Source organism: Streptomyces sp. NPDC002386, from assembly GCF_053593175.1.
The window spans coordinates 384,241-408,448 of the sequence record NZ_JBSFBX010000005.1 but is presented as its reverse complement, the minus strand read 5'-3'; the positions used below and the strand labels follow the sequence as shown (position 1 = coordinate 408,448).

At 68.4% G+C, this 24,208-nt stretch carries 27 protein-coding genes and 3 pseudogenes; 17 read left to right on the top strand and 13 right to left on the bottom strand.

The window, feature by feature from the left end; translation table 11 throughout:
- Positions 1–277: 277 nt before the first annotated feature.
- From ACWCPN_RS13900 to ACWCPN_RS13880, 5 genes are all read left to right on the top strand, one after another.
- Positions 278–862: a class I SAM-dependent methyltransferase gene (locus ACWCPN_RS13900; RefSeq protein WP_451205225.1), complete on the top strand. Its 585-nt coding sequence runs from the start codon at positions 278–280 to the stop codon at positions 860–862.
- A complete protein-coding gene (locus ACWCPN_RS13895; RefSeq protein ID WP_451205223.1) occupies positions 859–1,575 on the top strand; it encodes a class I SAM-dependent methyltransferase in 717 nt (238 codons plus the stop codon). The genes ACWCPN_RS13900 and ACWCPN_RS13895 overlap by 4 nt, the downstream gene beginning before the upstream one ends.
- Before the next feature lie 62 nt (positions 1,576–1,637).
- Positions 1,638–1,973: an NUDIX domain-containing protein gene (locus ACWCPN_RS13890; RefSeq protein ID WP_451205220.1), complete on the top strand. Its 336-nt coding sequence runs from the start codon at positions 1,638–1,640 to the stop codon at positions 1,971–1,973.
- A gap of 161 nt (positions 1,974–2,134) precedes the next feature.
- Positions 2,135–2,476 (top strand): hypothetical protein, encoded by a 342-nt coding sequence (locus tag ACWCPN_RS13885; protein WP_451205217.1) that lies wholly within the window; start codon positions 2,135–2,137, stop codon positions 2,474–2,476.
- A gap of 628 nt (positions 2,477–3,104) precedes the next feature.
- Positions 3,105–3,737, top strand: a complete 633-nt coding sequence (locus ACWCPN_RS13880) for a hypothetical protein (RefSeq protein ID WP_451205214.1) — start codon at positions 3,105–3,107, stop codon at positions 3,735–3,737.
- 99 nt (positions 3,738–3,836) lie between these two features.
- On the opposite strand, the gene ACWCPN_RS13875 is transcribed toward ACWCPN_RS13880, so the two are convergent.
- Positions 3,837–4,313 carry an Lrp/AsnC family transcriptional regulator gene (locus ACWCPN_RS13875; protein ID WP_451205211.1) on the bottom strand — a complete coding sequence of 159 codons (477 nt, stop codon included), beginning with the start codon at positions 4,311–4,313 and terminating at the stop codon, positions 3,837–3,839.
- 107 nt (positions 4,314–4,420) lie between these two features.
- Here ACWCPN_RS13875 and ACWCPN_RS13870 point away from each other — a divergent pair, with 107 nt between their 5' ends.
- From ACWCPN_RS13870 to ACWCPN_RS13860, 3 genes and pseudogenes are all read left to right on the top strand, one after another.
- Complete coding sequence (locus ACWCPN_RS13870) at positions 4,421–5,377, top strand: SMP-30/gluconolactonase/LRE family protein (protein ID WP_451205302.1); 957 nt, start codon at positions 4,421–4,423, stop codon at positions 5,375–5,377.
- A gap of 129 nt (positions 5,378–5,506) precedes the next feature.
- Positions 5,507–5,831: pseudogene (locus tag ACWCPN_RS13865) on the top strand (LacI family transcriptional regulator); the annotation flags it as partial.
- A gap of 247 nt (positions 5,832–6,078) precedes the next feature.
- Positions 6,079–7,482, top strand: a complete 1,404-nt coding sequence (locus ACWCPN_RS13860; RefSeq protein ID WP_451205208.1) for an FG-GAP repeat domain-containing protein — start codon at positions 6,079–6,081, stop codon at positions 7,480–7,482.
- A 6-nt stretch (positions 7,483–7,488) separates the two neighbouring features.
- On the opposite strand, the pseudogene ACWCPN_RS13855 reads toward ACWCPN_RS13860, so the two are convergent.
- Together ACWCPN_RS13855 and ACWCPN_RS13850 are read right to left on the bottom strand one after the other, a co-directional pair.
- Positions 7,489–7,734, bottom strand: a pseudogene (locus ACWCPN_RS13855) (hypothetical protein); the annotation flags it as partial.
- Between the two features lie 18 nt (positions 7,735–7,752).
- Positions 7,753–8,118, bottom strand: coding sequence for a YybH family protein (locus ACWCPN_RS13850; RefSeq protein WP_451205205.1), 366 nt, complete (start codon positions 8,116–8,118; stop codon positions 7,753–7,755).
- A gap of 98 nt (positions 8,119–8,216) precedes the next feature.
- Between ACWCPN_RS13850 and ACWCPN_RS13845 the strand changes: the two genes are divergently transcribed.
- Both ACWCPN_RS13845 and ACWCPN_RS13840 read left to right on the top strand, forming a co-directional pair.
- On the top strand, positions 8,217–9,107 hold the full coding sequence (locus tag ACWCPN_RS13845; protein ID WP_451205202.1) for a LysR family transcriptional regulator: 891 nt from the start codon (positions 8,217–8,219) through the stop codon (positions 9,105–9,107).
- A 626-nt stretch (positions 9,108–9,733) separates the two neighbouring features.
- Positions 9,734–10,345, top strand: coding sequence for a DUF6585 family protein (locus tag ACWCPN_RS13840; protein WP_451205199.1), 612 nt, complete (start codon positions 9,734–9,736; stop codon positions 10,343–10,345).
- A gap of 804 nt (positions 10,346–11,149) precedes the next feature.
- Here the strand turns inward: ACWCPN_RS13840 and ACWCPN_RS13835 are convergent.
- The 4 genes from ACWCPN_RS13835 to ACWCPN_RS13820 form a co-directional block, all read right to left on the bottom strand.
- Positions 11,150–11,644, bottom strand: coding sequence for a DUF4265 domain-containing protein (locus ACWCPN_RS13835; protein WP_451205196.1), 495 nt, complete (start codon positions 11,642–11,644; stop codon positions 11,150–11,152).
- Between the two features lie 210 nt (positions 11,645–11,854).
- Positions 11,855–13,096: a PP2C family protein-serine/threonine phosphatase gene (locus ACWCPN_RS13830; RefSeq protein WP_451205193.1), complete on the bottom strand. Its 1,242-nt coding sequence runs from the start codon at positions 13,094–13,096 to the stop codon at positions 11,855–11,857.
- An 86-nt stretch (positions 13,097–13,182) separates the two neighbouring features.
- A complete protein-coding gene (locus tag ACWCPN_RS13825) occupies positions 13,183–13,593 on the bottom strand; it encodes a DUF6233 domain-containing protein (RefSeq protein WP_451205299.1) in 411 nt (136 codons plus the stop codon).
- 61 nt (positions 13,594–13,654) lie between these two features.
- Complete coding sequence (locus ACWCPN_RS13820; protein ID WP_451205191.1) at positions 13,655–13,996, bottom strand: hypothetical protein; 342 nt, start codon at positions 13,994–13,996, stop codon at positions 13,655–13,657.
- 176 nt (positions 13,997–14,172) lie between these two features.
- Here ACWCPN_RS13820 and ACWCPN_RS13815 point away from each other — a divergent pair, with 176 nt between their 5' ends.
- The 4 genes from ACWCPN_RS13815 (at position 14,173) to ypfJ (ending at position 18,485) form a co-directional block, all read left to right on the top strand.
- Positions 14,173–15,372, top strand: a complete 1,200-nt coding sequence (locus ACWCPN_RS13815; RefSeq protein WP_451205188.1) for a fibronectin type III domain-containing protein — start codon at positions 14,173–14,175, stop codon at positions 15,370–15,372.
- A gap of 81 nt (positions 15,373–15,453) precedes the next feature.
- Entirely contained in the window at positions 15,454–16,248 is a 795-nt protein-coding gene (locus ACWCPN_RS13810) for a hypothetical protein (RefSeq protein ID WP_451205185.1), read from the top strand.
- A 137-nt stretch (positions 16,249–16,385) separates the two neighbouring features.
- Positions 16,386–17,303, top strand: coding sequence for a DUF5996 family protein (locus ACWCPN_RS13805; protein WP_451205297.1), 918 nt, complete (start codon positions 16,386–16,388; stop codon positions 17,301–17,303).
- A gap of 294 nt (positions 17,304–17,597) precedes the next feature.
- On the top strand, positions 17,598–18,485 hold the full coding sequence (gene ypfJ / locus ACWCPN_RS13800) for a KPN_02809 family neutral zinc metallopeptidase (protein WP_451205182.1): 888 nt from the start codon (positions 17,598–17,600) through the stop codon (positions 18,483–18,485).
- A gap of 72 nt (positions 18,486–18,557) precedes the next feature.
- Here ypfJ and ACWCPN_RS13795 read toward each other — a convergent pair whose 3' ends face one another.
- The 5 genes from ACWCPN_RS13795 to ACWCPN_RS13775 form a co-directional block, all read right to left on the bottom strand.
- Positions 18,558–19,250, bottom strand: a complete 693-nt coding sequence (locus ACWCPN_RS13795) for a hypothetical protein (RefSeq protein ID WP_451205179.1) — start codon at positions 19,248–19,250, stop codon at positions 18,558–18,560.
- A 224-nt stretch (positions 19,251–19,474) separates the two neighbouring features.
- Positions 19,475–20,659, bottom strand: coding sequence for a flotillin family protein (locus tag ACWCPN_RS13790; protein ID WP_451205176.1), 1,185 nt, complete (start codon positions 20,657–20,659; stop codon positions 19,475–19,477).
- A gap of 10 nt (positions 20,660–20,669) precedes the next feature.
- On the bottom strand, positions 20,670–20,921 hold the full coding sequence (locus ACWCPN_RS13785; RefSeq protein WP_451205173.1) for an NfeD family protein: 252 nt from the start codon (positions 20,919–20,921) through the stop codon (positions 20,670–20,672).
- Positions 20,922–21,283: 362 nt separating this feature from the next.
- Positions 21,284–21,508, bottom strand: coding sequence for a helix-turn-helix transcriptional regulator (locus ACWCPN_RS13780; protein WP_451205170.1), 225 nt, complete (start codon positions 21,506–21,508; stop codon positions 21,284–21,286).
- Between the two features lie 9 nt (positions 21,509–21,517).
- Positions 21,518–21,964: a hypothetical protein gene (locus ACWCPN_RS13775; protein ID WP_451205167.1), complete on the bottom strand. Its 447-nt coding sequence runs from the start codon at positions 21,962–21,964 to the stop codon at positions 21,518–21,520.
- A 29-nt stretch (positions 21,965–21,993) separates the two neighbouring features.
- On the opposite strand from ACWCPN_RS13775, the gene ACWCPN_RS13770 reads away from it, so the two are divergent.
- Entirely contained in the window at positions 21,994–22,212 is a 219-nt protein-coding gene (locus ACWCPN_RS13770) for an ADP-ribosylglycohydrolase family protein (protein ID WP_451205164.1), read from the top strand.
- A 203-nt stretch (positions 22,213–22,415) separates the two neighbouring features.
- On the opposite strand, the gene ACWCPN_RS13765 is transcribed toward ACWCPN_RS13770, so the two are convergent.
- The gene (locus ACWCPN_RS13765) at positions 22,416–22,910 is read right to left on the bottom strand and encodes a cupin domain-containing protein (RefSeq protein WP_451205161.1); all 495 of its coding nucleotides are present in this window, start codon (positions 22,908–22,910) and stop codon (positions 22,416–22,418) included.
- Between the two features lie 187 nt (positions 22,911–23,097).
- Between ACWCPN_RS13765 and ACWCPN_RS13760 the strand changes: the two are divergent.
- Both ACWCPN_RS13760 and ACWCPN_RS13755 read left to right on the top strand, forming a co-directional pair.
- Positions 23,098–23,283 (top strand): annotated as a pseudogene (locus ACWCPN_RS13760) (helix-turn-helix domain-containing protein); the annotation flags it as partial.
- 36 nt (positions 23,284–23,319) lie between these two features.
- Positions 23,320–24,030, top strand: coding sequence for a LysR substrate-binding domain-containing protein (locus ACWCPN_RS13755; protein WP_451205294.1), 711 nt, complete (start codon positions 23,320–23,322; stop codon positions 24,028–24,030).
- Positions 24,031–24,208: the final 178 nt, after the last annotated feature.

The window sequence follows — 24,208 nt, the reverse complement described above, 5'->3', positions numbered from 1 at the left end:
CGGTTCGTGTCGGGCGGGGGGCCGACCGGGCGGCGGCGCATCGAGGTGGCCGAGGGCCGTTAACGACGACCATCCCGAGTTCACCGACCGGGGCCGACGAACCAGGACCGGCTCATGAAGGAGTCCAAGCAGTGAGCGGTGTCCGCCGGTGCTTCCGGAACGTGAGGGCCCTGCTCTGGTGGTTCGGCGAGGGGTGGGGCGTCGTGATGAGCGTTTTGCGGGCTATTTCAGCCTTGCTCACTCCAAGTGCCGTGCGGGCCGTCCGCGAAGAAGCATCGTGATCAGCACTGGGTCTACCGCGAGCACCGCCTACTGGGATCCGCTCTGGGCAGAAGGCCGCCGATACCGGCAGCTCTGTGAAACCGAGAAGCGGCTGATGGAGCGACACCTCGGCCCGGGGCGCGGCCGGCCCGCCCTCGACATCGGCAGCGGCGACGGAAATCTTGCGCGCTACCTCCACCACGAAATCGGATATCGCACGACGGGCGCCGACTGCTCCCCCAGCGCCCTCGCCCTCGCCGCCGCTCTGGACAGCCGCCCCGGGCCGGCCTGGCGGTACTTCGACGTCACCGCCGACGATCACAGTCCCCTGCCAGACCCGGCCTATGCGCTCATCACCTGCCGCCTGGTCTACCGGTGGATGGACGACAAGCCCGCCTTCCTCAGCCGCGTCCGCCGGCTCCTGGTGCCCGGGGGAACCTTCTGGGTCGTTACCGAGGTCACCGGCCGCCGCACAACCACCGATCCCGCCCTCTCGGGACTCGGGATAAGCCCCGCAGAGGCCGAAATCCTCACGGCAGGCTGGTCCGTCGTCCGGACCGCCGACATCGACGTCCTACGCTGCTACGCCCTGCACCCTTGACCGCCTCCCTGCTACCGGAGCAACTGATGCTGGAGATCGAGACACAGAACAAGGGCACCTGGACCGCATACGGTGCCCACCAGCTGGCGAGGGACATCGAGCTGCCTGAGCTCGACGGGTGGTCATGGGACATACCGGGAGCGGGCCCAGGTGTCGAGTTCTTCGGCGACGTGACGGGGCGGCGCGTGCTCGACGTGGGCAGTGGGCTCGGGCGGCATGCCGCCCGGATGGCCTCCCTGGGCGCGAAGGTCACCGCCGTGGACTCTTCCCCGACCCAGCACCGGCGCGCCGTCGCCCGCTACCCTGACACCCCTGACCTGCGCCTGGCCTGCGCCGACGCGGTGGCCCATCTGCGCGATGCCGACCCGCACGACCTGATCTACTCGGTCAGCGGTGTCCCTTTCACGGATCCGCGTCGGCTGCTGCCCGCGCTGGCGAACGGACTCAGGCCCGGCGGGCGCTTCATCTTCAGCGCGCTGCATACCAACTCGCACGGCATCGGCCCCTCGGCCTGCGTGGTCGCGCGGCCCGAGGTACTGCGCCTACCGGGCACCAAGCAAGAGCACCTGGTGCACATGTGGGTCCTCGCGCCGCAGCTGTGGGAGGACCTCCTCGTCGAGCACGGCCTCACCTTGGAGTCGGTCACGGCGATGGACGCCGTACAGCCGGACAGCGCCGTCTCCTACCGGCTGTACGCGGCCCGCCGTCCATAGCGCGTACCGAGCCGCCCTCGCATCAGTGAGCCACCTCCACCGAACAGGCACTTGGGGTCGGCGTGATCGTCTGCGGGTCCGACGGAGTCCTCTTCGGCCGTCACCGACGCGGTGCGTGCGAGCGGGCCGGCGGCACCGACGAACCGGGGGAGACATTCGCGGAGGCGGCAGTCCGCGAGCTCAACGAGGAAGCCGGCCTGCTGGCGGTCCCTGATGAAGTGCAAGTACTGGGCATTCTCTTGGACAGGGTTGGCGACGTCGTCCGGGCGACAGTTCCCGTCCTCGTCACCCGCTGGTCCGGCGTCCCGCATCAGCGCGAGGGGGACATTAGGCCCTGGCGGTTCTGGCCCTTGGCCGCCCTACCCCAACCGCATTTCGACCAAGCGCGCGGTGTCTGACGCTTTGGAACCCAGACCTCCCGCTCGGTCGTCCGCCCGCCTTCTTCCAGCCCTACCGCTAACCCGGCCGGGCCGCATGCAGGAGGTTCGGGGCGGACGCGCTGGCCGAAGCCTTCGCCGCCTTCGGCATGTTCGGGCTGACGGCTGAGGACTGGGCACAAATGCTCGGTGCCGCGGAGCGCGGCGAGGGGTCCGAGATGGACTGGGAGCTACTCCACCAGAACGCGGACATGGTGGCTCAGGTCCTGCGGGCGGGTGACGAGGAGCAGGTGCGTGCACGAGAGGTGCTGGTCGGTGTGCGCATGTTCTACGCGCTGTACGTGCTGCACGGACTGCTCCTGCCGGACACCCCCGCGCAGGCCGCGCTACGGCAGCGGATCGACGACTGGGGCATGTTCCCGTTCCTGGACCACGTCATCGCCACAACCCCTCCCCCAGGCAGAACGCCGAGTCCCTCGCGGTCTTCCTCCAGCCGTTCTTCGGCAACCTGTATGGGGCGCTGATGGAACAACTCGCGTAGGAACCGAACATCTTCAGCATCCCCGGCGACGAGACAGGAGCCGCTGGCTTCGGGAAGAAGTGGATACGCGCCATAGGCGAACATCTCGCGTACCTGCCGCGCGCACAAGGCGTCCCAGCGGCCGTACAGGAACTCGGAAGCCGCCCGCCAGGCGGCGCGCACCCTCACGGCCGTCAGACCCGCGGCCGGAGCGGCGGTGAGCAGGATCTCGCCACCACCGTCTGGCCTCCGCCACCTGCGGCCGGAGTGCAACTGGGCACTCCGCCCGTCGGGTGCGGGCATGACCGCCTCGACGGAGACGGTCGGGGGGATGTCCAGCGCGATCGGTCTGGGCGTGGCCTGCGGCACGGCCCTGGGCCGCTCGGCGGGCACTTCGCCCTCCCGCTGTGGCCACCGCCCTGTGCGCACTCCTGCTCTCGGCCCCCACCACGCCCGCGATGGACTCCGGGCGTCGCTGCTGATCCGCCGGGTCACGGGCAGCCTACGCACAACCGCACGTAACGGGAGGCCGGAGCGAGAGCCGTAGGCGCACGTAGAGGCGCTTTATCGTTGTCCTCACACATAGGTACGACTTATGATCGCCCGCAAGGCGGGGTCGTAGCACAGAGGTAGTGCGCCGCGACATCATCTCGGAGGACGTCGGTTCGAATCCGACCGCCCCGCCCCTTTCAGGCAACCCTTGCTCCCCGCCCGCTTCCCGGCCGCCTGGCCAACCGCACATCACCGCCCTGAGGCACGGCCAGGTCCTCGACGAAGCGGCCGCCGAGCAAGGCATCGACCTACGCGCCGTCCGGGTCCGGGCCCGCACCGACACCCGCCTCGCCATCGCGCTCGCCGGCCGCGACCCGGACGCCCGCACCGAACGCGGCCGCGCCCTGCGCATCGGCTACCTCCGCCTCCTGGCCCTCGTCCTGCCCCCGTCCCGCGCCGAGCTGATCCTGGGCACCGGAGACCCGGGAGCATGGCGCGGTGACGACCCGGCGTTCGCGGCCGCCTGCGACGCCGTCGCCGCCGCCTCAGCCTCAACCCCCTACGGCTCCCCCAAGCCCATGCGGCTGACCCTGGAACGCGTCGCCCGATCCCCCGAGGAACTGCGCACACCGGGGACGACCGTCCTCGCAGCCGCGGCCGCTGTCGGCGTCTCTCGACGCCGCTATCTACCAGCGGCGCACCCGGGACAGAGAGTCCGCCAAGACCGGGGACGCCGCCCGCACCGAGGCGAAGCAGGCGATGTGACGAGGTGACGTGACACGGCCAGAGCTTTTCGTTTTCGCGTCACGTCACCTCACAACGCATCTGGCTACGAGCCCCCACTCCGCACCGCAGCCATAAGAAAGGACCTCTTAGTCTGCGCTTTGCGGGGAGACATCCTGCGGATCGGCGGGACCGACGGGGACCGGGCGTTCGAAGAACGTTTGCAGGACGACCACCGCCTGCGTTCCGCTGACGCTGTCGATCGCGTAAATCCTGCGCAGTACGTCCTGGAGCTGCTCGGTGGTCGCGGTCCTCACCTTCACCAACACCGATGCGCTGCCCGCGATGACATGCGCCTCCATGATCTCGGGGAGCGCGGCGAAGCTCTCCGCCGAGTCTCCCATCCACGACGTCGACTCGACCATCACGTAGGCCAAGACGCCGCACCCGACGGCCGCCGGGTCCACCTCCACCATCGTGCGCCGGATGACGCCTCGTTCCCGCAGCTTCCTGACCCGCTCGTGGGCGGCACCGGGGGACAGGCCCGCGGCCCGGCCGAGCGCTGCGTAGGACTGGGTTGCGTCCTGCTGAAGTTGCGTCAGCAGGATTCGGTCGATGTGATCCACAGCTCTCCGTTCGGCATGGTCTTGTGATGGCCATATGTCATCCTGCACTATTGCATGCACGCCGAACCGGATTCGACGTGCTCGCCAGTTGGACGGAAGGACATCCAATGCCCGGTCAGCGCCCCGTGCTGTACGAGAGCTTCGACGACCGGTTCCGCACCGGACGGTGCATGAACGGTGACGAGATCCTCGAGGTCCTGTACACCGGATGCCGCTGGGCCGAAGGGCCGGTCTACCTGCCCGCCTGGCGGCAACTGATCTGGAGCGACATTCCCAACGACCGGATGCTGCGCTGGGACGAGGAGACGGGTTCCGTCAGCGTCTTCCGCCGCTTTGCCGGGCACACGAACGGCAACACCCTGGACCTCGAGGGGCGACTCATCACCTGTGAGCAGGGAAACCGCCGGGTGACGCGTACGGAGCACGACGGCCGCATCACCGTGCTGGCCGACCGCTGGCAGGGAAAGCGCCTGAACAGCCCGAACGACGCGGCCGTGAAGTCCGACGGTTCGATTTGGTTCTCCGACCCGGATTTCGGGATCACCAGCGACTACGAGGGCTACCGGGCGGAGAGCGAGATCGGCTCCAACAACGTATACCGAATCGACCCGGCCACCGGCCGGGTCGACCTGGTCGCCGACGGCTTCGGCGCGCCGAACGGCCTCGTCTTCTCGTCTGACGAACGACAGTTGTACGTCTCCGACACTCGGGCTGGGTTCATCCGGGTCTTCGACGTACGAGACGACGGCACGCTGTCGGACGGCAGAATCTTCGCGGCGGCCGGAGCCCGTGCGGCGGCGCGCTTCGACAACCTCCGTTTCGATGAAGAAGGCCGGCTCTGGGCCGCCGCGATGGCGGACGGCGTGCACTGCTACGACCCTGACGGCACACTGATCGGGCGGTTGAACGTGCCGGAGGCGGTGGCCAACATCTCGTGGGGCGGCGCCAAGCGCAACCGTCTGTTCATCACGGCGGAGACCAGCCTCTACTCACTGGTGATGGGCGTCACGGGGACACACCTGACAGGACCTGGGCACAGACCCTGGCTAGGTCCGGCACGCTGAGACTCGGCCGACGCACGGAATGAACGGAGCCGTCGAAGAGACACGCTCTAGCTAGCGGTAGCCCTGCGCGTCGCACCAGTTCCGGGCAGGCCCCCACGCACTGATGTCGCCACTGGGGTCGCCACTGAGATGGGGCTGGAGCGCAAGTTCGTGCGCCCCGTATCGGTCCGGGTGGAGTGGCAGCTTTACGAACTCGACTCGGGGGAGTTCGTAGAGCTGCCCGCCCAAGGACGACTCCTACCGGACCATCGACACGCCGAAGTGGCTGTCTGGCTTGGTCGCAGGCCATATGGCCCGGACCGAGTCGGCACCCTGCCCGTGCCACGAGCGCACCTACGTGTTCCGTGGTCACGGTCCCGCCAACGGTGCTGCCCGGCACGTAGGCGCGAAGCTGGTCGACGTCGCCCGCCGCGCCGAGCCCTTTGCGGCAACGGTCTCGAACGTGCTGGCGCACGGATCCGAGCGTAGGCCCAGTCAAGCGCCTCCAGCATGGCCTGGCCTGGCCTCCGCCATCACCCCAGCTCAACCACTTGAAGCGAAACGGGGAGGTTGACCCCAGGGAAACTTCCGGCACCCTGCAGGGCAACCAACCGGCGACGTGGCGAGTCGTACTGGGCAGCCTGGAGGGATCTTGATCCTCTCCATCTTCAACTTCCTTTTAAATTACCGGAGTTCGCGTGTTCCAGCCCGCAGTACCCACAATGCGACGTACCCTCGTCGTCGCCCTCGCCCTCTTGTCCGCCACCGCCGTCGCTCCCGCGCCGACCGCTCATTCCGCGCCCGCGACCATGCGGGTGCGGGAGGACTTCAACGGGGACGGGTACGCGGATCTGGCCGTCGCCGCCTCGTCCGGTACGGCGAGCGGCAAAGCCGGGGCCGGATACGTCGCCGTGCTGTACGGGTCCGCGAGCGGACTCGGCACCCGTGGGAAGCAGGTGTACTCGCAGGCGTCCGCGGGTGTGCCCGGTTCGCCCGAGGTGAACGACCACTTCGGGTCCCGGCTCGACGCAGCCGACCTGGACGGGGACGGGTTCACCGACCTGGTGGTCACGGCCGATTCCGAGAACTGGACGCAGGACGGCGTCGATCTGGAGGGCAGCAGGACCGTGCTGTGGGGTGCCCCCGGCGGCTTCGTCTCCGGGACGGTCCTGCGGGCTGCCGGCAGTGACGCGTACCGCGAGAGCGTGTCCGCCACCGGTGACTTCAACGGCGACGGGCACCAGGACCTGGTCCGGCCCGACCGCGTGGAGTACGGCCCCTTCGGACGAGACGGCAGCGCCGCCTCGATCCAGGGGATCGAAGCCGCCGGAAGCTACGACCCCCTCTACGCCGCGGCGGCCGGCGACGTGGACGGCGACGGGATCACCGACCTCGTCGTCGGCGTCAGCGCGATCGCACCGGACGACGAGGAGTACACCCCGTCCCACCTGAACTACCTGCGCGGCAGCCGCGACGGCCTGCTGCCGCCCACCACCCTGAAGGACGGGAAGGGACGACTCCTCGCGCCCGGCACGCAGGTGGGCCTCGGAGACCTCAACGGCGACCGCCGAGCCGACCTCGTCGTCGGGGGGACCTCGCTCCACATCAACTACGGCACCGCGACCGGCCCGGGCACCACCACGACCCGGGTGATCGACCAGGACACCCCCGGTGTTCCCGGCACTCAGGAGGAAGACGACAGTTTCGGCTCCGCGCTCTCCATCGGGGACGTCGACGGCGACGGATACGGGGACGTCCTGGCAGGCAATGGGCAGGAGGCAGTCGGCAAGCAGGCCTGGGCGGGCACCTTCGCCGTGGTCCCGGGCGGCCCGAAGGGGCCGACCGGTGCCGGCACCAAGGTCTTCAGCCAGAACACCACGAATGTCCCCGGCACCGCCGAGTCCGTCGACCTGTTCGGCCGTGACGTCCACCTCGTCGACGGTGACAGAGACGGCCGGGCGGAGCCCGTCGTGGCGGCGCCCGGGGAGAACCACGGTGTCGGTGCCGTGTGGGTGTTCCGTACCACCTCATCGGGAGCGACCGCCGCGGGTTCCTTCTCCTTCGGCCCGGCAACGCTCGGCATGGTCGCGAACGTCGGCGACTCGCTGGGCCAGTTCCCCAGCTGAACGGAGTCAGCCATATGGACAGACCGCTCGCCGCCACGAACCTTTAGATGCCCAACAAAGGTGTTGGACGTGTCGGTAGGTGATCAGGCAGGTGGCGAGTGCGAGGAAGGCTTCGTGGATGTCGTCGCGCCGCTCCCAGCGGATCCGCAGCCGTCGAAAGTCGTCCAGCAGAGGCAGCAACTGTGTGACGTCGTTGCGTTTTCCGCCGGCCAACGACACCGTGAGCGGTATGAAACGGTCTTCCGTTCGCAAACACGGGGGGCGCGGAACTCAGCGGGTGGGCGGCGTGAACTCGGGCTGGTCGAGCAGGCGCAGCCAGCTTCCGTCCGGCTGACGCCGGACGACCTGCGCCCGGGCGCCAGCCCCGTCCTTCGGTGGGGTCGAGGTGAGGGCGATGTCGCCGCTGATCAGCGTCGGCAGCGGTTGTTCCCGCTCGAAGCGGGGACGGTCGGCCAGCACCTTCTCCCACAGAGTACGGATTGCCTCCCGGCCCACCGTCCGGTCGCCGGGCGGATAGGCCATCACCGCATTCTCTTCGTAGAGTGCGGCGACTCCGGCCGCGTCACCGGCGTTGGATCGTTCGACGAACAATCGGGTGATGTCTTCGGGGCGCATGGCCTTCTCGTATTCCGGCATGGATTCCTCCTGACGTCGGGCTTCGGCGCTTCCCAGCGTCGCCTCCTCCTGATCAGAAGTCCAATAGATGGATCTTCTGCAAGCTACAATCTGCAGTCATGGATCTGAGGCAGCTGGAATACTTCGTCGCGGTCGCCGAGGAACAGAACTTCACCCGGGCGGCCGAACGGGTCCACATCAGCCAGTCCGGCGTCAGCGCCCAGATCCGCCAGCTGGAACGGGAACTCGGCGCCGAGCTCTTCGACCGGTCGGCCCGCACCGTCACCCTCACGGTCGCGGGAAAGGCCGCGCTCGAACACGCCCGCTCCGCGCTCGCCGCCGCTGAGGCGGTCGGCCAGGCGGTGGGCGAGGTGACCGACCTGATCCGCGGTCGGCTCACCGTCGGAATGGTCATCGGCTGCACCCTCACTCCGCTGTTCGACGCCCTCGCCACGTTTCACCAGGCGCATCCCGGCGTGGAGATCTCACTGGTGGAGGACGGCTCCGACCGGCTCATCGAGAAGGTTCGCGCCGGCACCATCGACCTGGCACTCATCGGGGCCGCAACCGCCACCCCCGACGGACTGGACGCGCTGACCCTCATCAGCGAGCGGCTCGTCGCGGCAGTCCCGGCCGGTCACCCCTTGGCGAAACAGCGACGAGTCGCCTTGCGTGACCTAGTTGCATACCCGCTCGTGTGCATGCCGCGCGGCACTGGCGTGCGCACTGTATTCGACCAGGCCTGCGCCGCGCAGAGCCTCCAACCCACGATCACACTTCAAGCCAGCGCCGCCGACGCCATTGCCGATCTCGCCGCCCGCGGGCTCGCCGTAGCCATCCTCAGCGACTCCATGGCCGCGCGCTACCGCGACCGGCTCACCGCCCACACCATCGACGACGTCGATACACCCGCAGTGCTCGCCCTGATCTGGAAGAGCGCGCACAGCCCCGGGATACGTGAGTTGCTTGCGTACAGCAGGCGGGCATTCGACAAGCCCGACCCTACGTAACGGGAGGCCTTACAAGATCCACTCGATGGGTGTTTCGACTTTGCTTGGTTGCCAGGTGAAGCCGACCCGCGGCTTCACCGCGAGCCCACGGGTCCACCCCGTCACATCGGGGCGTCAGCCCCTGGGGCTCCCGCTGAAGCGCTTTCAGTCTTCGCGAACTCACGGGGAACTACGGGGTTGAGGAACATCCATGTCAGATCGTGCGCTAAAGCTGGCCCTTCGTCGCCCCTGGCATCCCGTCGTTCGTACAGTGGCGCGCTCAATCTGGACGCCATGAACCACGCCCGCTCCACGGTGTGTGGGTCGACGGCGTACGCGATGGGAACTGGGGAGAGTGCTGAGTGCAGGTGAGACGGAGGCGTTGGATCCTCGGCCGGCGTGGGGGTTCCGGTGGCCGCCAAGCCCCCCGACGCGTACCGCTGTCGGGTCCGACCGCACAATGGTCACTGAATTTCTGAAACACCAAGTATGGAGCACGACTCATGGTGAAATCCGCCGCTCAGCAAGACTCCGGGCAGACATCAGCCCCCCGGACGGCACCTCTGGGGACCGAAGGGCTCGGACAACTGCGTGAGACGTTCCTGCCCAAGCGTGTCGGCCCGGTGCGGATCGCTGCCCTTCTACTCATGGGGACCGTTTCCCTGATCCTTCCTCCCCTGGGCGCCTACTTCCTCTGGCTCGCTGCCCAGACGCCCAATCTCTCGCGCAAGCAGGCCGCTCGCCGACTGCACTTCTTCGAGCACGGCCTGGCCGAGGTGGGGAAGAGCGGCGAAGTGTCCGTTTTCCGCTGGGACACGATGACGGTGCTTCAGGAGATCACCGAGCGGTACGCGAACGGCATATATGTCGGCACCACCTACGTCTACACGCTCTATCGCGCGGACGGTACGACGCTCAAGGTGACCGGCTTCTACGACCAGCCCGAGCGCTGGGGCCAGGCGTTGCAACAGGAGATCACCCGGGCACAGCTCCCCGGACTGCTCGCCGGGCTGGAGCAGGGCGAGACCCTGACCTACGGGGAGCTCTCGGTCAACCTGGGCGGTGTGGCCACCTCAAAGGACAGCCTGACGTGGCCGCAGATCGAGAAGGCCGAGATCTCACAGGGAGTGCTGGTGCTGCGCAAGGCCGGCAAGAAACTGCCCTGGGCAAGGATGCCGGTCAAGAAGATCCCGAATCTCTTCCTCTTCCTCGCCCTTATGGAGCAGCTCCGACACGGCGGGCCGCGCCAGGACGCCTGACCGCCGGAGCGCGGTCAAGGGCAACGCATGGAGGGGCAGTCGCAGATGTGGAGCCCTCCCCAGCTGGCGTACTGCTGCTAGCACGCCCGGCGGGAAAGGACGGGGAACCACGGCGAGCGCTTCAAAAACACGCAGGTTGCGGCCTCCTCAGGTCAACCGCCACCCGCGTCCAGGCTCTTCCAAGCTAGTGCTACAGGGTGACGCCCACTGCTGCCGCGTGGCTGTGAAACTGGCCGACGACAGCGCCAGGAGTGAGGATGATCGCCTCATGCATATGCGACGAGAGGCCCGCTGGATCCTGTGGGGCCTGTGGCTTGCCTGTCTGGGGTTCTCCATATGGATCTTCGTGGAGATGGTCAGATTGTTCCTGCAGGCCGAATCATGGTGACCCCTACACAAGCCCCTCGCGAGGACCGGGCATGCGGAGGACTCTGACACCAGCGTCTGCAGCAAGGGCGGACAGCGACGGCCGGGGCCGGACCGTCCATCGAGGTGCCAAGGCGGTTGCCCAGAGCTGACGGTGCTCCGTGATCGATAAGGATGGGGCCGCACCTCAAGTGTCGTGCCCTACTGGTGCCCGGTCGAGCGGGGAAGTGCGGGGAACAGCGGGAAGTTTCGGAGTACGGGCATGAGAACGGCCCCCGACCATCAACCCAGGTCAGGGGCCGTTCTCACCGCTCAGCAAGCGGAGGCAGCGGCCGCCGGCACCCTGCAAGAACGACTCGAAGGCGCCCGTTCTAGCGTCCGCTTCGCGGAGAAGCGCATCGCCAACCTCGAAGCAGAACTGGTCGAGCGACCGGGAAGCTAGGCGCTCCAGAACGCCTCGGTCCCACTGCCAACCTCGAAATGCCACCAACCCTCGTCCTGCCCGCGAACCAAGAACTGCTTGAGCGCGCCGAAGTCCGTGCCTGCCGGCACGTCGAACGCCACCATCGGAAACTCGTCGCTGAACACCTCACCGCCGAGCTGAAAGTCCGCGAGGCGCTGGTGGACTGCCTGGGGGCTTCGGCCCAACGGGCCGGAAGGGATCGGCACCACGCGGACAGTGCAGTTCCCGGAGGTGCTCACCCGACCGCTGGCCCAGTGCAGTCCCTCATCATCCGTCTGGAACCGGACGACGTCTCCCTGCGCTACCCCGTCCTGAAGGAACGGGACGTTGTTCACACGAGCAGTGTCCGCGCTGAGCCTGGTCGCCCACAGACCCTCAGTGTCATGAGGGAACCACCCTTCACGAGGCACAAACCGGAACCACACCTTGATCCGGTCACCGGCGATCTCGACCTTTGACTCACTGATCATGGGACATATGTTCGCGCGGGCCTTAATGCCAGCTCACGCCAGGGCACTAATCACCAGGCAGGCCGCGGACATCTACGCGACGCATCGCTACACGTCAGACGCAACGTTGACGTCAGCATGGACGCAAAACCGGACGGGTCCCACGCCACAGGGCGGCCGGTGGCACGACCGAGTGCCCATCGGACGCGTCGGGCTCGGCCCAGTACCGCATCAGCGGGACTGGGAGCGCCATTCGAAGAGCAGGATGGTCGCGTCGTCCCGCAGCTGGTTGCCCTGGTAGTCGAGGATCGCATGGATGAGCAGCCGCAGTACCTCTGCTGGGCGCTCGCCGGCAGCGTTGGACCGGATGATGAAGTCGGTGAATCGGTCGAGACCGAACTCTCCACCGCTCTCGTCCCGGGCCTCCACGACGCCGTCGCTGTAGAGCAGGACGCAGTCGTCCGGTTCGAGTTCCGTCTCCTGAACCTGCCGCGTTGCCGGTGCGAGTGGGCCCGCGAGCCCCAACGGTGGCTGCGGCGGACTGTCCAGTGCCCCGGCCAGTACCCTGCCCTTGCGGATCAGCAGTGGTGGTGGATGACCGCAGTTCACCCAGCGCAGCAGCCCGGTCTCGGCGTCGAATCGACTCAGCACTCCGGTGCAGAAGTGGTCCGGTAGCCACTGGGCGAGTGCCTGGTCGACGGAGCTGACGATGTCGGCCAGGGAAGCTCCGGCGCGGCGGGCGTTACGCGCCGCGGCCATCGCGACCGATGCCGTCAGACCGGCGGTCAGATCATGGCCCATGGCATCGAGGATCGCGGTGTGCAGCTTGTTCTTGATCACCGAGTGATCGAAGGCATCACCGGCTATCTCGTAAGCCGGTTCAAGCACCGCTGTCGAGACGCATCTGCTGGATCCGATGGTGCGTGGTGGCATGAGGGCGCGCACCATCTCTGCGGGCAACTGCATGGGCGCGGTGCGGATGCGGGCAGCGAGCCAGTCGCTGTAGGCGCGCTTGGAGGTGATCAGCATCGCGAACAGATGGGCCAGCATGCGGCTGCGGCGCATCAGCACGCTGTCGAGCGAGACGGTTCCCACTCCCAGCACGCCGAGCCGCTCTGCGCCGTCGACGAGAGGTATCCATACCATCAGGCTGGCGTCGGATTCCGCCACGCGCGGAGAGAGGGTGCGATAGGCCCAGCCGGCCGACGAGTGGTCCACCAGCAGCGGTTCCAGAGTCTCGTCGAGTGGAATGAGTAGCCGTTGTTGCAGGTCGGCCAGGTAGATCTGCGCTGTGTCCAGTCCGACAGCCATGGCGCATTGGTTGGCCAGTGCAGGCAACTCGACCGGCAGCGCCGTTTGCGCCTCGTCTATCAGCTGCTCCAGCCGGCTTTCATCTATTACGGGCCCGGGACGAGCGGACCTGTGAGGCGGGTCCGGCACTGGAATCACCCCTTCACTCCCCCAGTTTCGCATTGATCACGTCCTGTCACCCAGTCGCTGCGCCGAACCTGCCCGACCAGGGTCTGAGGTGGTATTTGTGCACGGCCCCGTCACCCAGCTCACAGGTTGTCGCACCCGGGCTGACAGGCGCGAGCGGACACGGGGCTCCAACACCGGGTGGCCCCGCCCGCCAACGCTGCGCGAGGCCACCTTGCAACACCAGCACGCCCCCCCGATCCAACCGGGAAGCCCAGGTGGGCGTCCGGACGGCAGAACTCGCACACGTGGAAGTACATCCCATCGCCAGTGAGCGCCTGACAGCCGTCATCGGCGCTGATCGGGTTGGCTTCACTCTGGATCACTGTGCAGTCGGCGCCCAGCGGGTGCCCGGCGTGCAATCTCCACCACGAACCCGGCCTGCCGCTGCGCGGGTGCTTGAAGGGCCGGCCCGCGGCTTGCACGAGTGCGTCGCACGCTGGGCGCAGCGACGCTCCGCCGGGCTTCCGGCACCGGTTCCTCCCGCGGCGCATGCCCAGCCGGGCCCGGAGCAGCATCGCCGCCGGCCGGGTCAGCTGGGGCGGCAGTGAGCGCTCACCTGCCGAAGCGGCTCTTCCCGGGAGGCTCCGCAGGGATCAGCTCCTGGAAATGGACGAGCTCGGCCACCCGGACAGTCAAGTGCTCGACCGTCGTGGTCGGTCCCTTGTCACGCTTGGTCCAGTACGACTCGCTCAGCTCGACAACCCAGCTTGTCGGTGAAGTCTGGAACACCATTCGACCGACCGGGGTGCCCACTAGATGCATGGCGGGAGTGCTGGAACGGGCCACTTCCTCAGCACGGGTAATGGCCGCTTCTCTTCCACCTTCGACAGGGATCTTGCTCGACAGCTTCGACTCCCCGTGCTGGACCCGTTCCACCAAGACATACCAGCTCAAAGTCCCGCCCCTCCCGCAGTGCGAAGACCCGCCGCTCTGTGCAGCAACCCGCCCTCGTGTACATGATCCAGACGCTACCTCGCGGGTAACTCGCACAACCCCCCGCCCTTCCCGAAGGTCTCGGTGGCGGTGGGAAGACGGCGTCTTGCCACCGCCGACCCAGAACGAAGGAACGTATGACCCGAGCCACTCGTGCGTCCGCCCTCGCCGCGAGCACCGTCCTCGCGACGACTGGAGCCTTGCTCACGTGCACGTCCGCCGCCGGTGCCGCCACGGCGACCGTGACCTGTAAGTCGCCTGTCTTCAAAAGGCAGTTCTACGCGAACACGACCTTCTCCGGTGCACCGAAGAAGACCGACTGCGATTCGAAGATCGACCAGGACTGGGGTACCGGCGCCCCCGCCGCCGGGCTGCCCAGCAACTACTTCGGCGTGCGCTGGACGGTCACCCGGGACTTCGGCTCCGGCGGCTCGTTCTCGATCCCCGTCGCGACCCGTGACGGCCTGCGCGTCTACCTCGACGGCACACGCAAGGTCGACCTCTGGAAGAACGTCTCGACGACCCAGACGAAGACCGTCAACATCACCATCCCGCCCGGTGCGCACGCCCTCCGCTTCGACTTCGTCAACTGGACGGGCGCCGCGAACGTCAAAGCGGACTACCTGCCCCGCACGTCCGCCACCGTCGACACGGTCAAGCCCCTCGTGCCCACCGGCACCTCCCTCACGTACGACTCCTCGTACCGGGCCAACTTCAGCTGGACGGCCGACAAGGAGATGGACCTCGCGGGCTACCGCGTGTACCGCCGGCTCCAGGGCACCTCGTACGGCACCAAGCCGCTGGCCACGACGACCTCCACCTCGTACCCGGACACCACGCTGCCGAAGAACGGCGCGGTCTACTACTACGAGGTCCGCGCCTACGACAAGGCGGGCAACGAGTCAGCGGGTACGGCGGACAAGTCCGTCACCACCGTCGACGAGAGCGCTCCCGCAGCGCCGAAGGGGGTCGAGGACGCCTGGAAGCCCGACTACTCCGAGAAGGTCGGCCTCTCCTGGTACGGGAACACCGAGGCGGACCTCGCCGGGTACAACGTCTACCGCTCCACCGCCGGCGGGCCGGTCGCGCTCACCGCGGCGAACCGGCTGAACGGCGACAAGCCGCTCAGCGGCGCCTGGTACGAGCAGCCGCTGCCGCAGACCGGGGACACGTACCACTACGTCGTCACGGCGGTCGACACGCACGGCAACGAGTCGGCGGCCTCCGGCACGGCGGAGTTCTACACGCGGGACAAGACGGGTCCCGTGAACACCGCGTACAACGCGACGGCGGTCGAGGACGAGCGCGGGGTCACGCTGACCTGGGACAAGTCGTAGGCTGTCAGCGAGGACTTCGTCGGGTACACGGTCCTGCGCTACAACAAGCCGCGCACGGAGAGCGGGCGCACGGTCGTGGAGGTGGCCAAGGGCATCCAGGGCACGTCCTTCACGGAGGCGGCCCCGCCGCCGGGTGCCACCTACTACTACTCGGTCGTGGCTGTGGACGGCGCGGGGAACGGGGGCACCCCCTCTGTCGAGATGCCGGTCGCCGTCGCAGGGAACAGCACCCCGCCGCCCCCGGTGACAGGCATGACCACCACCGCCCGGGAGAACGGCGTCTCGTTGAGCTGGGGCGCCTCTGACGACCCCGGTCTCGACCACTACCGCATCATGCGGGGCACTCTCGTCAACGGCGCGTGGGTCTACAAGCCGCTCATCGACGCCTGGACCCTCAGGCCCGAGGAGTTCACGGAGACCCACCACCTCGACCGTACGGTCGCCGATGGCGAGCAGGTCCGCTACAGCGTCGTCGCCGTCGACCAGTACGGCAACCAGCTCACCCCCGAGACCGGCGCCTCCGTCCAGGACGTCACCGAACTCGACCTGCGCCCCGACGCCGACGCCGCACCGGCCGTGGGCGACAACCCGCTCGGCCACCTCAACGGCGACGAGTACGGCTCGGTCCGCTGGTGGCTGGGCAGCGACACGGGCGCCAACGGCAGCAGGGTGACCAGCTTCACCGTCTACCGCTGGAACCGGTCGACCCGCCTCTTCGACAAGGTTGACGTCCAGACGCTCGGTGACAGCACCAGTTGGTCGTCCGTGGACACCACCATGCCCAAGGGCACGACCACGTACTACCGCGTGACCGCCACCCTCGCCGACGGCACGGAGACGGCCGCCCGCGAGACGGCGATCGCGTCAGTGGACTAGTTCCCGCCACGGGAAGCTGTGGGTGCGCCCGGCGGTAGTTCCCGGCCGGGCGCCCCCTGCCTTGGGATGCCGACGCTTCAGGTGCCGGACGCCGCCTGCGGCGTCATCATGGGAACGTGACCGAGCTGTTCCCCCCGATGCCGCTGACGGAGTGGCGGGACACCAAGGAGACACTGCACCGCTACGCGCAGATCGTCGGCAAGATCCGCCTGGCGGCGAGCGCCCGGTGCAACCACTGGTGGAACGTCCCGTTCCACGTCACGGGGCGAGGCATCACCACGCGCCCAATGCGCCCGGTGGACGGAGATCTGATCTTCACGATCGACTTCGACTTCGTCGCCCACCGGCTCGTCATCGCGACACTGGACGGCGAAGAGAGGTCGTTCCCACTTCCGGGCCACTCCGTCGCGTCCTTCCACGACGCGACCCTGGCCGCTCTGGCCGCGCTGGGCATCCATGTGCAGATCGCCCTTCCCAGGCCCTTCGACCTACCCGACACCGGTCGGCCGTTCGCCGAGGACACCGAGCACGCGACCTACGACCCCGTGGCCGCCAACCGCTACTGGCGGGTCCTGAGCCAGGTGGCGACCACACTGGAGGAGTTCGCGGCGGGCTACTCGGGGAAGCACAGCCCGGTACACCACTTCTGGCACACCTTCGACATCGCCCACAGCCGGTTCTCCGGGCGACAGATCGACCAGCCCCGGCAGACGGACCCCGTCACCCGGGAGGCGTACTCGCGGGAAGTGATCAGCTTCGGCTTCTGGTTCGGCGACGATACCTTCACCGAGCCCGCCTTCTACTCCTACACCGCCCCCGAGCCCACCGGCCTGGCCAGCGAGCCGCTCAGCCCCGCGTCCGCGCAATGGCTCGCGCGCGGCGACAGCCACCTGGCCGTGCTGCGCTACGACGCTGCCCGCGGCGAGACCGATCCCCGGGCGGCCGTCCTCGCCTTCTACGACAGCGCCTACCGGGCCGGAGCCGGACGCGCCGGTTGGGACGTCACGGCGCTCGCGTGCCCCGGAGGGATCACGGACCCGGTCCTGCGGCTCTGACTCCCCAGGGGACCGAAAAGTGGACCTAGGGGGCGTCTCCCCGATCTTCGTGGGTCCGCGAAGATCGGAGAGACGCCCCCTAGTGGCGGTGGTGGGCGCTATTCGTGGTGGTCGCGACCTGCTGCATCGCCATGACCAGGAGTCGACCTGCACGGTCATCCTCACGCCCACGCCCACTACTGGGTCGCGGCCTGGCGGAGCAGGAAGCTGACGGGATGGGGATGTCCTCGTACGGGGTAGGCGAGCGGCACGACGCGGGGCGGTCCGGCGCGCTGCTTGAGAGAAAGTCGACGCATGCAATTCGACGACGATGCTGCTCTCGACACGTCCGAGGTCGAGGATGGTCGGGGAGGAGCGCTGGGCGGGATTCCGGGCGGCGGGAAGACCATCGGAGGGGGATTGGTCGGGCTCGTGGTGGTGGTCGCTTCCGTGCTCTCGGGCGTCGATCCTGGCATCTTCAGCTCGGGCAGCAGCGACACGTCCTCATCCGCCGAGTCAGCCGCGGACCTCGCGGCGGACTGCCGGACCGGTGCCGACGCCAATCGCAAGGAGGAGTGCCGGATAGTCGCCGTGGTCGACAGCGTGCAGGCATTCTGGGAGCAGACGGAGACGGCCGCCGGCAAGTCCTACCAGCAGGCTCCGACGTTCCTGTTCACCGGCAGTGTGAACACCGGCTGTGGGAACGCGACTTCCGACGTCGGCCCCTTCTACTGCTCAGCCGATGACAAGGTCTATCTCGACCTCGGCTTCTTCAACGATCTGAGCAGCAAGTTCGGCGCCGAGGGCGGCCCGTTCGCCGAGGCCTACGTCATCGCGCACGAATACGGCCACCACGTCCAGGACCTCAGCGGAACGATCTCCCGCGGCAGCGGAAAGGGCCAGAACAGCGGCTCGGTGAAACTCGAGTTGCAGGCGGACTGCTACGCCGGAGTCTGGGCCCACCACGCCACCACCACCCCCGACCCCAAGAGCGGTAAGCCACTGATCACCGACTTGACGAAGGACGACATCAACCGCGGGCTGGACGCGGCCGCCGCCGTCGGAGACGACCGTATCCAGCAGCGCTACCAGGGCAAGGTCACACCCGACACCTGGACCCACGGCTCCGCGAGCCAGCGCCGACAATGGTTCTCCACCGGCTACCGCTCCGGCCGCATCGCCGGCTGCAACACCTTCAGCTGACAGCGCTGACACCCACGAGGTGACGCCCGGCTGCGCACGCTGCCTGCTGCCCGGCCGGGTGGGGAACAGCGGTCAGGTGAGGACGTTCACGGCTCGGGCGACGACGAGTCCGAGGATGAGCAGGGAGACGACGGACTGGAGGGCCATGGCGACCTTGGCCCATGGGGCCAGTGGCATGACGTCGGTGGGGCTGAAGGCGGTGGCGTTGGTGAAGCCGAGGTAGAGGTAGTCGATGTAGCGGGGGCGCCAGTGGGGGGCGTTCAGTTCGGGGCTGAGGTGCTGGGGAAAGGCGAGAGCGGGGGTGGGCGGCACATGGTGGGCCCGGGCGGCGGGTCCGCCGCTGTCGAGTTCGAAGTACAGCAGGGAGAACGCGAGGACGGTGGAGGCCCACACGCTGCCGCCGGCTTGCAGAAGGGCGTCGGCGGTGTTGGTCTCATTGCCGCCGTGCACGAGGTCGTCGGTCAACCGGATGGTCGACCAGATGGCGCTGCACGCGAGCACGCCGACCAGGGCGATCGACATCGCGCGCAGGGCGGCCGAGCGGCGGCTGATGCGACCCGGGTCGCCGGCGATCAGCGCCACCAGGAGCAGCCCTTCGACGAGGGGGAGCGCCCAGCGGGGCCCCAGGCGCAGGTCGTCGGGCAGCAGCAGCGTCAGCACCGCGGCGGCGACGACAGCTGCGGCCATCGGCCAGCGAGCCTCGCCGTACGTCGCCTGCCGGGGCTCGTGCCGGCCGCTCTGGTCGCGGGGGTGCTGCCCGCTCATCGTCGGCCGCCATCCATGGTCGGGCTGGTGAGGCGGGTGCGGTGGCGGACCGGCCGCTGTCGTGTCCTTTCGAGTGCCATCGCCTCATTGTGTGGAGGGGCTGCCGTGTCGGCGTCGTGTGACACGCGGAGCGGTTGACCAGCGTCGTCGTCTCTCATCCGCCTGGTGTCAGGGTGTGACGGCACGGGTTCTGCCGTCGCCTGTCGTCCACGCCACCGGATGACCTAGTCGACGTTCACCGGACCGTCGTCCGCCTTCCGCTCCCTGCCCGAGCGCAGCTGCAGCAGCCCCTTGGCGCCGGTGTCGCCGTCCTCCTTGGTGTCCTGGTCCTGCCCGCTCATGTTCTGCCGCACCGAGTCGAGGATCGTCAGCCCCTGGGACACCAGGCCGGCGGCGATCTCGCCGAGGCCGTCCGCTCCGTTCAAGATGTTGACGTTGGCGCCGGACAGGCCGCCTGCCGCCTCCTTCACGATCTGCGGAAGCTGGTCGATCAGCATCCGGTCCAGCGCGACCCGGTCGTACGAGGCCGCCGCCTCCGCCTGGATCTTCATGCGCTGGGCCTCGGCGGCCGCGAGGATCCGCACCCGCTCGGCCTCGGCCTCGGCCGGCTTGACGACCTCGGCGACCAGCTGCTGCTGGCGCAGCTCCGCCTGGCGCTCGGCCAGCTCCGTCTGGGCGGCCAGCACCTCCTGCTGGGCGTGGGCCTGGGCCAGCGGCCCCGCCTGTGCGGCCTCCGCCTGGGCGCGGTCCACCTCGGCCGAGTACTCGGCCTTTACGATCGCGGTCTGCCGGGCGTACTCGGCCTGCTTCCGGGCGGCCTCCTGCTCCGCCTCGACCGAGGCTTGGGTGGCCTGGGCCTGGGCGATCTGGGCCTGCCGCTGGATCGCCGCCTTGTGCGGGGCCGACATCGCGTCGATGTATCCGGTGTCGCCGTCGTCGATCGACTGGATTTGCAGGGAGTCGACGATCAGGCCGATCGTCGCCATCTCCGTCTTGGAGGTGTCCAGCACCTCGGCGGCGAGCTTCTGCCGCTCGGTGACGATCTCCTCGACCGTCATCGAGCCGATGATGGCCCGCAGGTGGCCGGCGAAGATCCGGCCGGTGAGCACCGACATCTGATCTTGGTCGGAGAGGAACCGCTGACCGGCATTGATGATGCTCTCGTGGTCGTTGCCGACCTTGAAGGCGATGACCGCGCGGACGTGCAGGGAGATGCCCTGCTTGGTCACACAGGTCTCGGTGACCTCCGCCTCACACATCGACAGGGTGAGGAAGCGGACCTTGCGAAAGACCGGGAGCACGAACTTCCCGTGCCCCGTGACCACTCGGAACGGCGCGCCCCCCAGTCCCCGCCGGCCCCCCGAGATCAACATCGCCTCGTCGGGAGCGGGAACGCGGTATCCGAACATGCTGTACTCCTCAGCTTGCGCCGGCGGCCTGTCCGCCGAGCGCGTCCAATGGATCCACCCACTCGATGACGCCGACTTTCCGGCATCCGCGTGATTCGATCACGAGGACCGTCGTGCCCGCGGGCAGGGGGTCCTCGGACCAGGCCAGAAAGGTCTCTGAGCCGCCTCGGACCCGCACCAGGATCTCGCCGGGGCCCGCGGGCCCCCGCGTCCCGATGAGCACCGTGCCCGTGCAGCCGATCACGGCGTCGTCCTGCGGCATCACCGGCTGTCCTCCTCGTCCTGACCTCAGAAGTCTGACGATAGACCCAGCGGGGCCGCGACCCAACGGGTGGGAGGGACGTGGAGCGTTCGCGTGCTCGCCAGGCGTTGGTCAGCAGGGCGGCGTCCAGGCTCTGGGTGAACGGGGCGGGCTGGGTCTCGGCGTCGCCGGAGGTGCTGGCGGTCACGGTGGCGTGCGAGACAGAGCCCGTGGCATCGACGCCGGTGCTCCGTCGTTCACCTGAGCTGAACTGTGGGTTCAGCGGAGAGCCCGGCGCCCCGGCTGCGGAGATGTTGATGTCAGCGGTTGCCCTTCGGCTTACTTGGTCGACGAAGCTCCCCGAAGGGTTCGACTGAAAAGACCTACCGCGAGGCCGGGTTGCCCGTCGTTTCCGCCCGGTCGGGATGAAAGATTTCCTCGATGCTCAGGCCGAAGACGTCGGCGAAGGTGAACGCCAAGGTCAGGCTGGGATCGTGCCGCTCGGTTTCAATGGCGTTGATGGCCTGCCGGGAGACTTGGCACCGGTCGGCCAGGTCGGCCTGGCTCCACCGACGAGCTGCACGCAATTCGCGTAGTCGGTTCTTCACAGTGTGCCGTCACCTGTTGAAGCGGGTACGCAGGTCGGCGATCGTCATCCAGATGGCCACGCCGCCAAGAAGGATCAATTGCGCGAGCTGGTGGAGCCGGATGACGCCTGCTGCATCGAGCAGGGTAGCCACTTGCAGCCCAATGAGGACCGTGGCGAAGGCGATGGCCATGCTCTCCAACTGGATCCTGCGCAGGTATTCGTCCGTGCGCCGGAATGCCCGCAGCAGCACCCAGGCGATCGCGAGGGTGAAGACGGCGGTGGTCGCGATCCACCAGGCCTTCTGGGCGGTGCTCGGATCGGGATTGCTGCCCAGCGCCAGGGCTACCACCCCCAAGGTGGACACGGGTATGCCGTCGATGAGCACGGCGCGGCGGGCCGCGCGGATCGGTTCGGGCGAGCCCTGGCGGGAATACGGATCGCCGCCCGAAGGCCGGCGCACACTTCGGTTCGGCACGCCTCGGGGTCCTGGGCTCCGACTACCCGATGTGGGGGCCCGACACCGCCCCCTACGCCCTGTGGTGCGCGACGGGACACCTCGACGACCTGCACAAGGGCCCGTGGTTCCTGGTTGCAGGGCGCGGCGACACCGACGTCACCTGCGCTGTCGCCGGCGGGGTGATCGCCGCACGCGCGGGCGTCGCCGCGCTCGCTCCTGCCTGGCACGCCGCCTGCGAACCACTGCCCCCGCTCGTGACGGCATGAGCCTCAACGAGCGAGCAACGCTCTCGCAGCAACGTCCCGGAGCAAGCGGCCATCGTGGCCGCGGTCCTCCACACGATGTCCGGGTCGCAGCCGTTGGCGGTCCGCGCTTGCCCCGCACCCGCCGCACCCCCGCAGCAGGACCTGCGACATCGACCTGCCGAGGGGACCGCCGCCTCTCCCGACAGGCCGTGCCGTGGTGTCCGTCAGCGTTCTTGCAGGGCTTCGCGCCAAGCGGGGCTGTCGATGTAGTGGTTGTCGTAGCGCTCGGAGGAGTCACGGATGTCCTGCACGGTGGCCTCCCCCCGCGCGACACGCTCAAGCAGTCGGTAGTAGTCGAACCTGGCCAGTCCTGGGGTGAAGACCACCAGTACGTCGGCGTCCCGCCCCGGCGTGGGGGCGAAGGCGTGCGGCAGGCGCGGGGGGAGCAGTAGGAAGTCCCCTGCAGTCAGGGTGTGTACCTGTTCCCCGGCCAGGGCCCGAAGCTCGCCGCCGAGGACGAACAGCAGTTCGCTGGCGCGGGTGTGGAAGTGCGCGGGTGTCCCGGCCGAACCCGCCTGCAATGTGGCGCGGTTCGCGGTCAGTGCGCTGCCCGTCGCTTCGGCGTCCGCGAGCAGGGTGATCAGGCTCGTGGGGCCGTCCGCAAGGGTCTCGGCCTGGGAGGCACGTACGAGCACGGCGGAGGGGGCGGTTGTAACCACGGTTGTTCTCCTTGTACCGAAGGGCGCATCGGGGCAGCGACTGGCACCGTGGCCGGTGCTGCCGTGTGGTCAGCAGGCGGTTCACCTGGCTCAGGTGGGCGCGCCGTGTGTTCACGTCTCGATCTTCCGACGGGCGGACAGCCTCTGGTAGCCGGAGAATCGGAGTGACTCCTCATAAGCTGAGCCTATGAGCTCATTACCTTCTGTCCCGGATCTCAGACTCGTCGAAGCCGTCGCGCGCCACGGCTCGCTGGGTGCGGCCGCACGGGAACTGCTCATCAGTCAGCCGGCCGTGAGCACCCGCCTGGCCGCCCTCGAACGCCGCATAGGGGAACGGCTCTTCGACCGCGACACCACCGGGGCCAGGCCTACGCCGGCGGGTCGCGCGCTGTGTGTGGAAGCAGCGCACGTGCTCGACCACCTCGGCACGATCTTCGACCGCACCCGGGCAGCAGCACACACGCGTACTTTCACCGTCGGCACGTTCAGCAGCCTCGCGCCACGGCTGTTCCCGGCCCTGGAAGAACTGCTGGAGGACGCCACCGTGCACCAAGTCGTCGACCACGGCGACCGGCTGACGGCAGACGTCGGTGAAGGATCACTCGACGCGGCCTTCGTCGCCGTCGCCAATCAGATGCGCCTACCCGCCACGGTGAGTGCGGTGCCCGTCGGCAGCGACAGGCTGACCGTCCTGACTCCCGCCGGCGTGGCGGTCGGCACAGGCCGGCGCCCCTTCGCCGGGCTCGATGTCGTGGCCTACACCTACGACATGTCGACCGACGGCATGAATGAACGACTGAGTGAACTCGGCGCCAGAGTCCGCACCGCTGCCACCGCGGAGACCGCCGTGCGGATGGCCCACCTCCTGCAGTGCCCGGCCGTACTCCCCCGAGGACTCGCACGCGCCTACGCACAGCAGACCGACCGCCTGTCCCCCGCTCCCCTGCCCGGCCTCCTCACCCTGTTCATGGTCACCCGTCGGCCCCCCGCTCATGAACTCGCAGCAGTCGCCCGCCAACTCCCCGCCCGCCTCGGTCTTGGACGCATTCCGACATCCGACGCCCGCGACCGCGTCACGCAGCCGCAGTCGGCCGAGGCGGTTCCAATTCCTGAGTCATGACGGCGGATCCCCGGTCCCCATCGGGCCACGTGGCAACCTGCGGATCGAGAATGTCCACCGGTGGGCGCCGCACACGTGGGCTGCGCAATGAATGCGCACCCTCGCCTCGGGTGGCGCTGCGCAACTTCTACGACCGTGTGGAAGGACCCCTGCGTTCCGCTGGAGTCGCGCCAAGGCC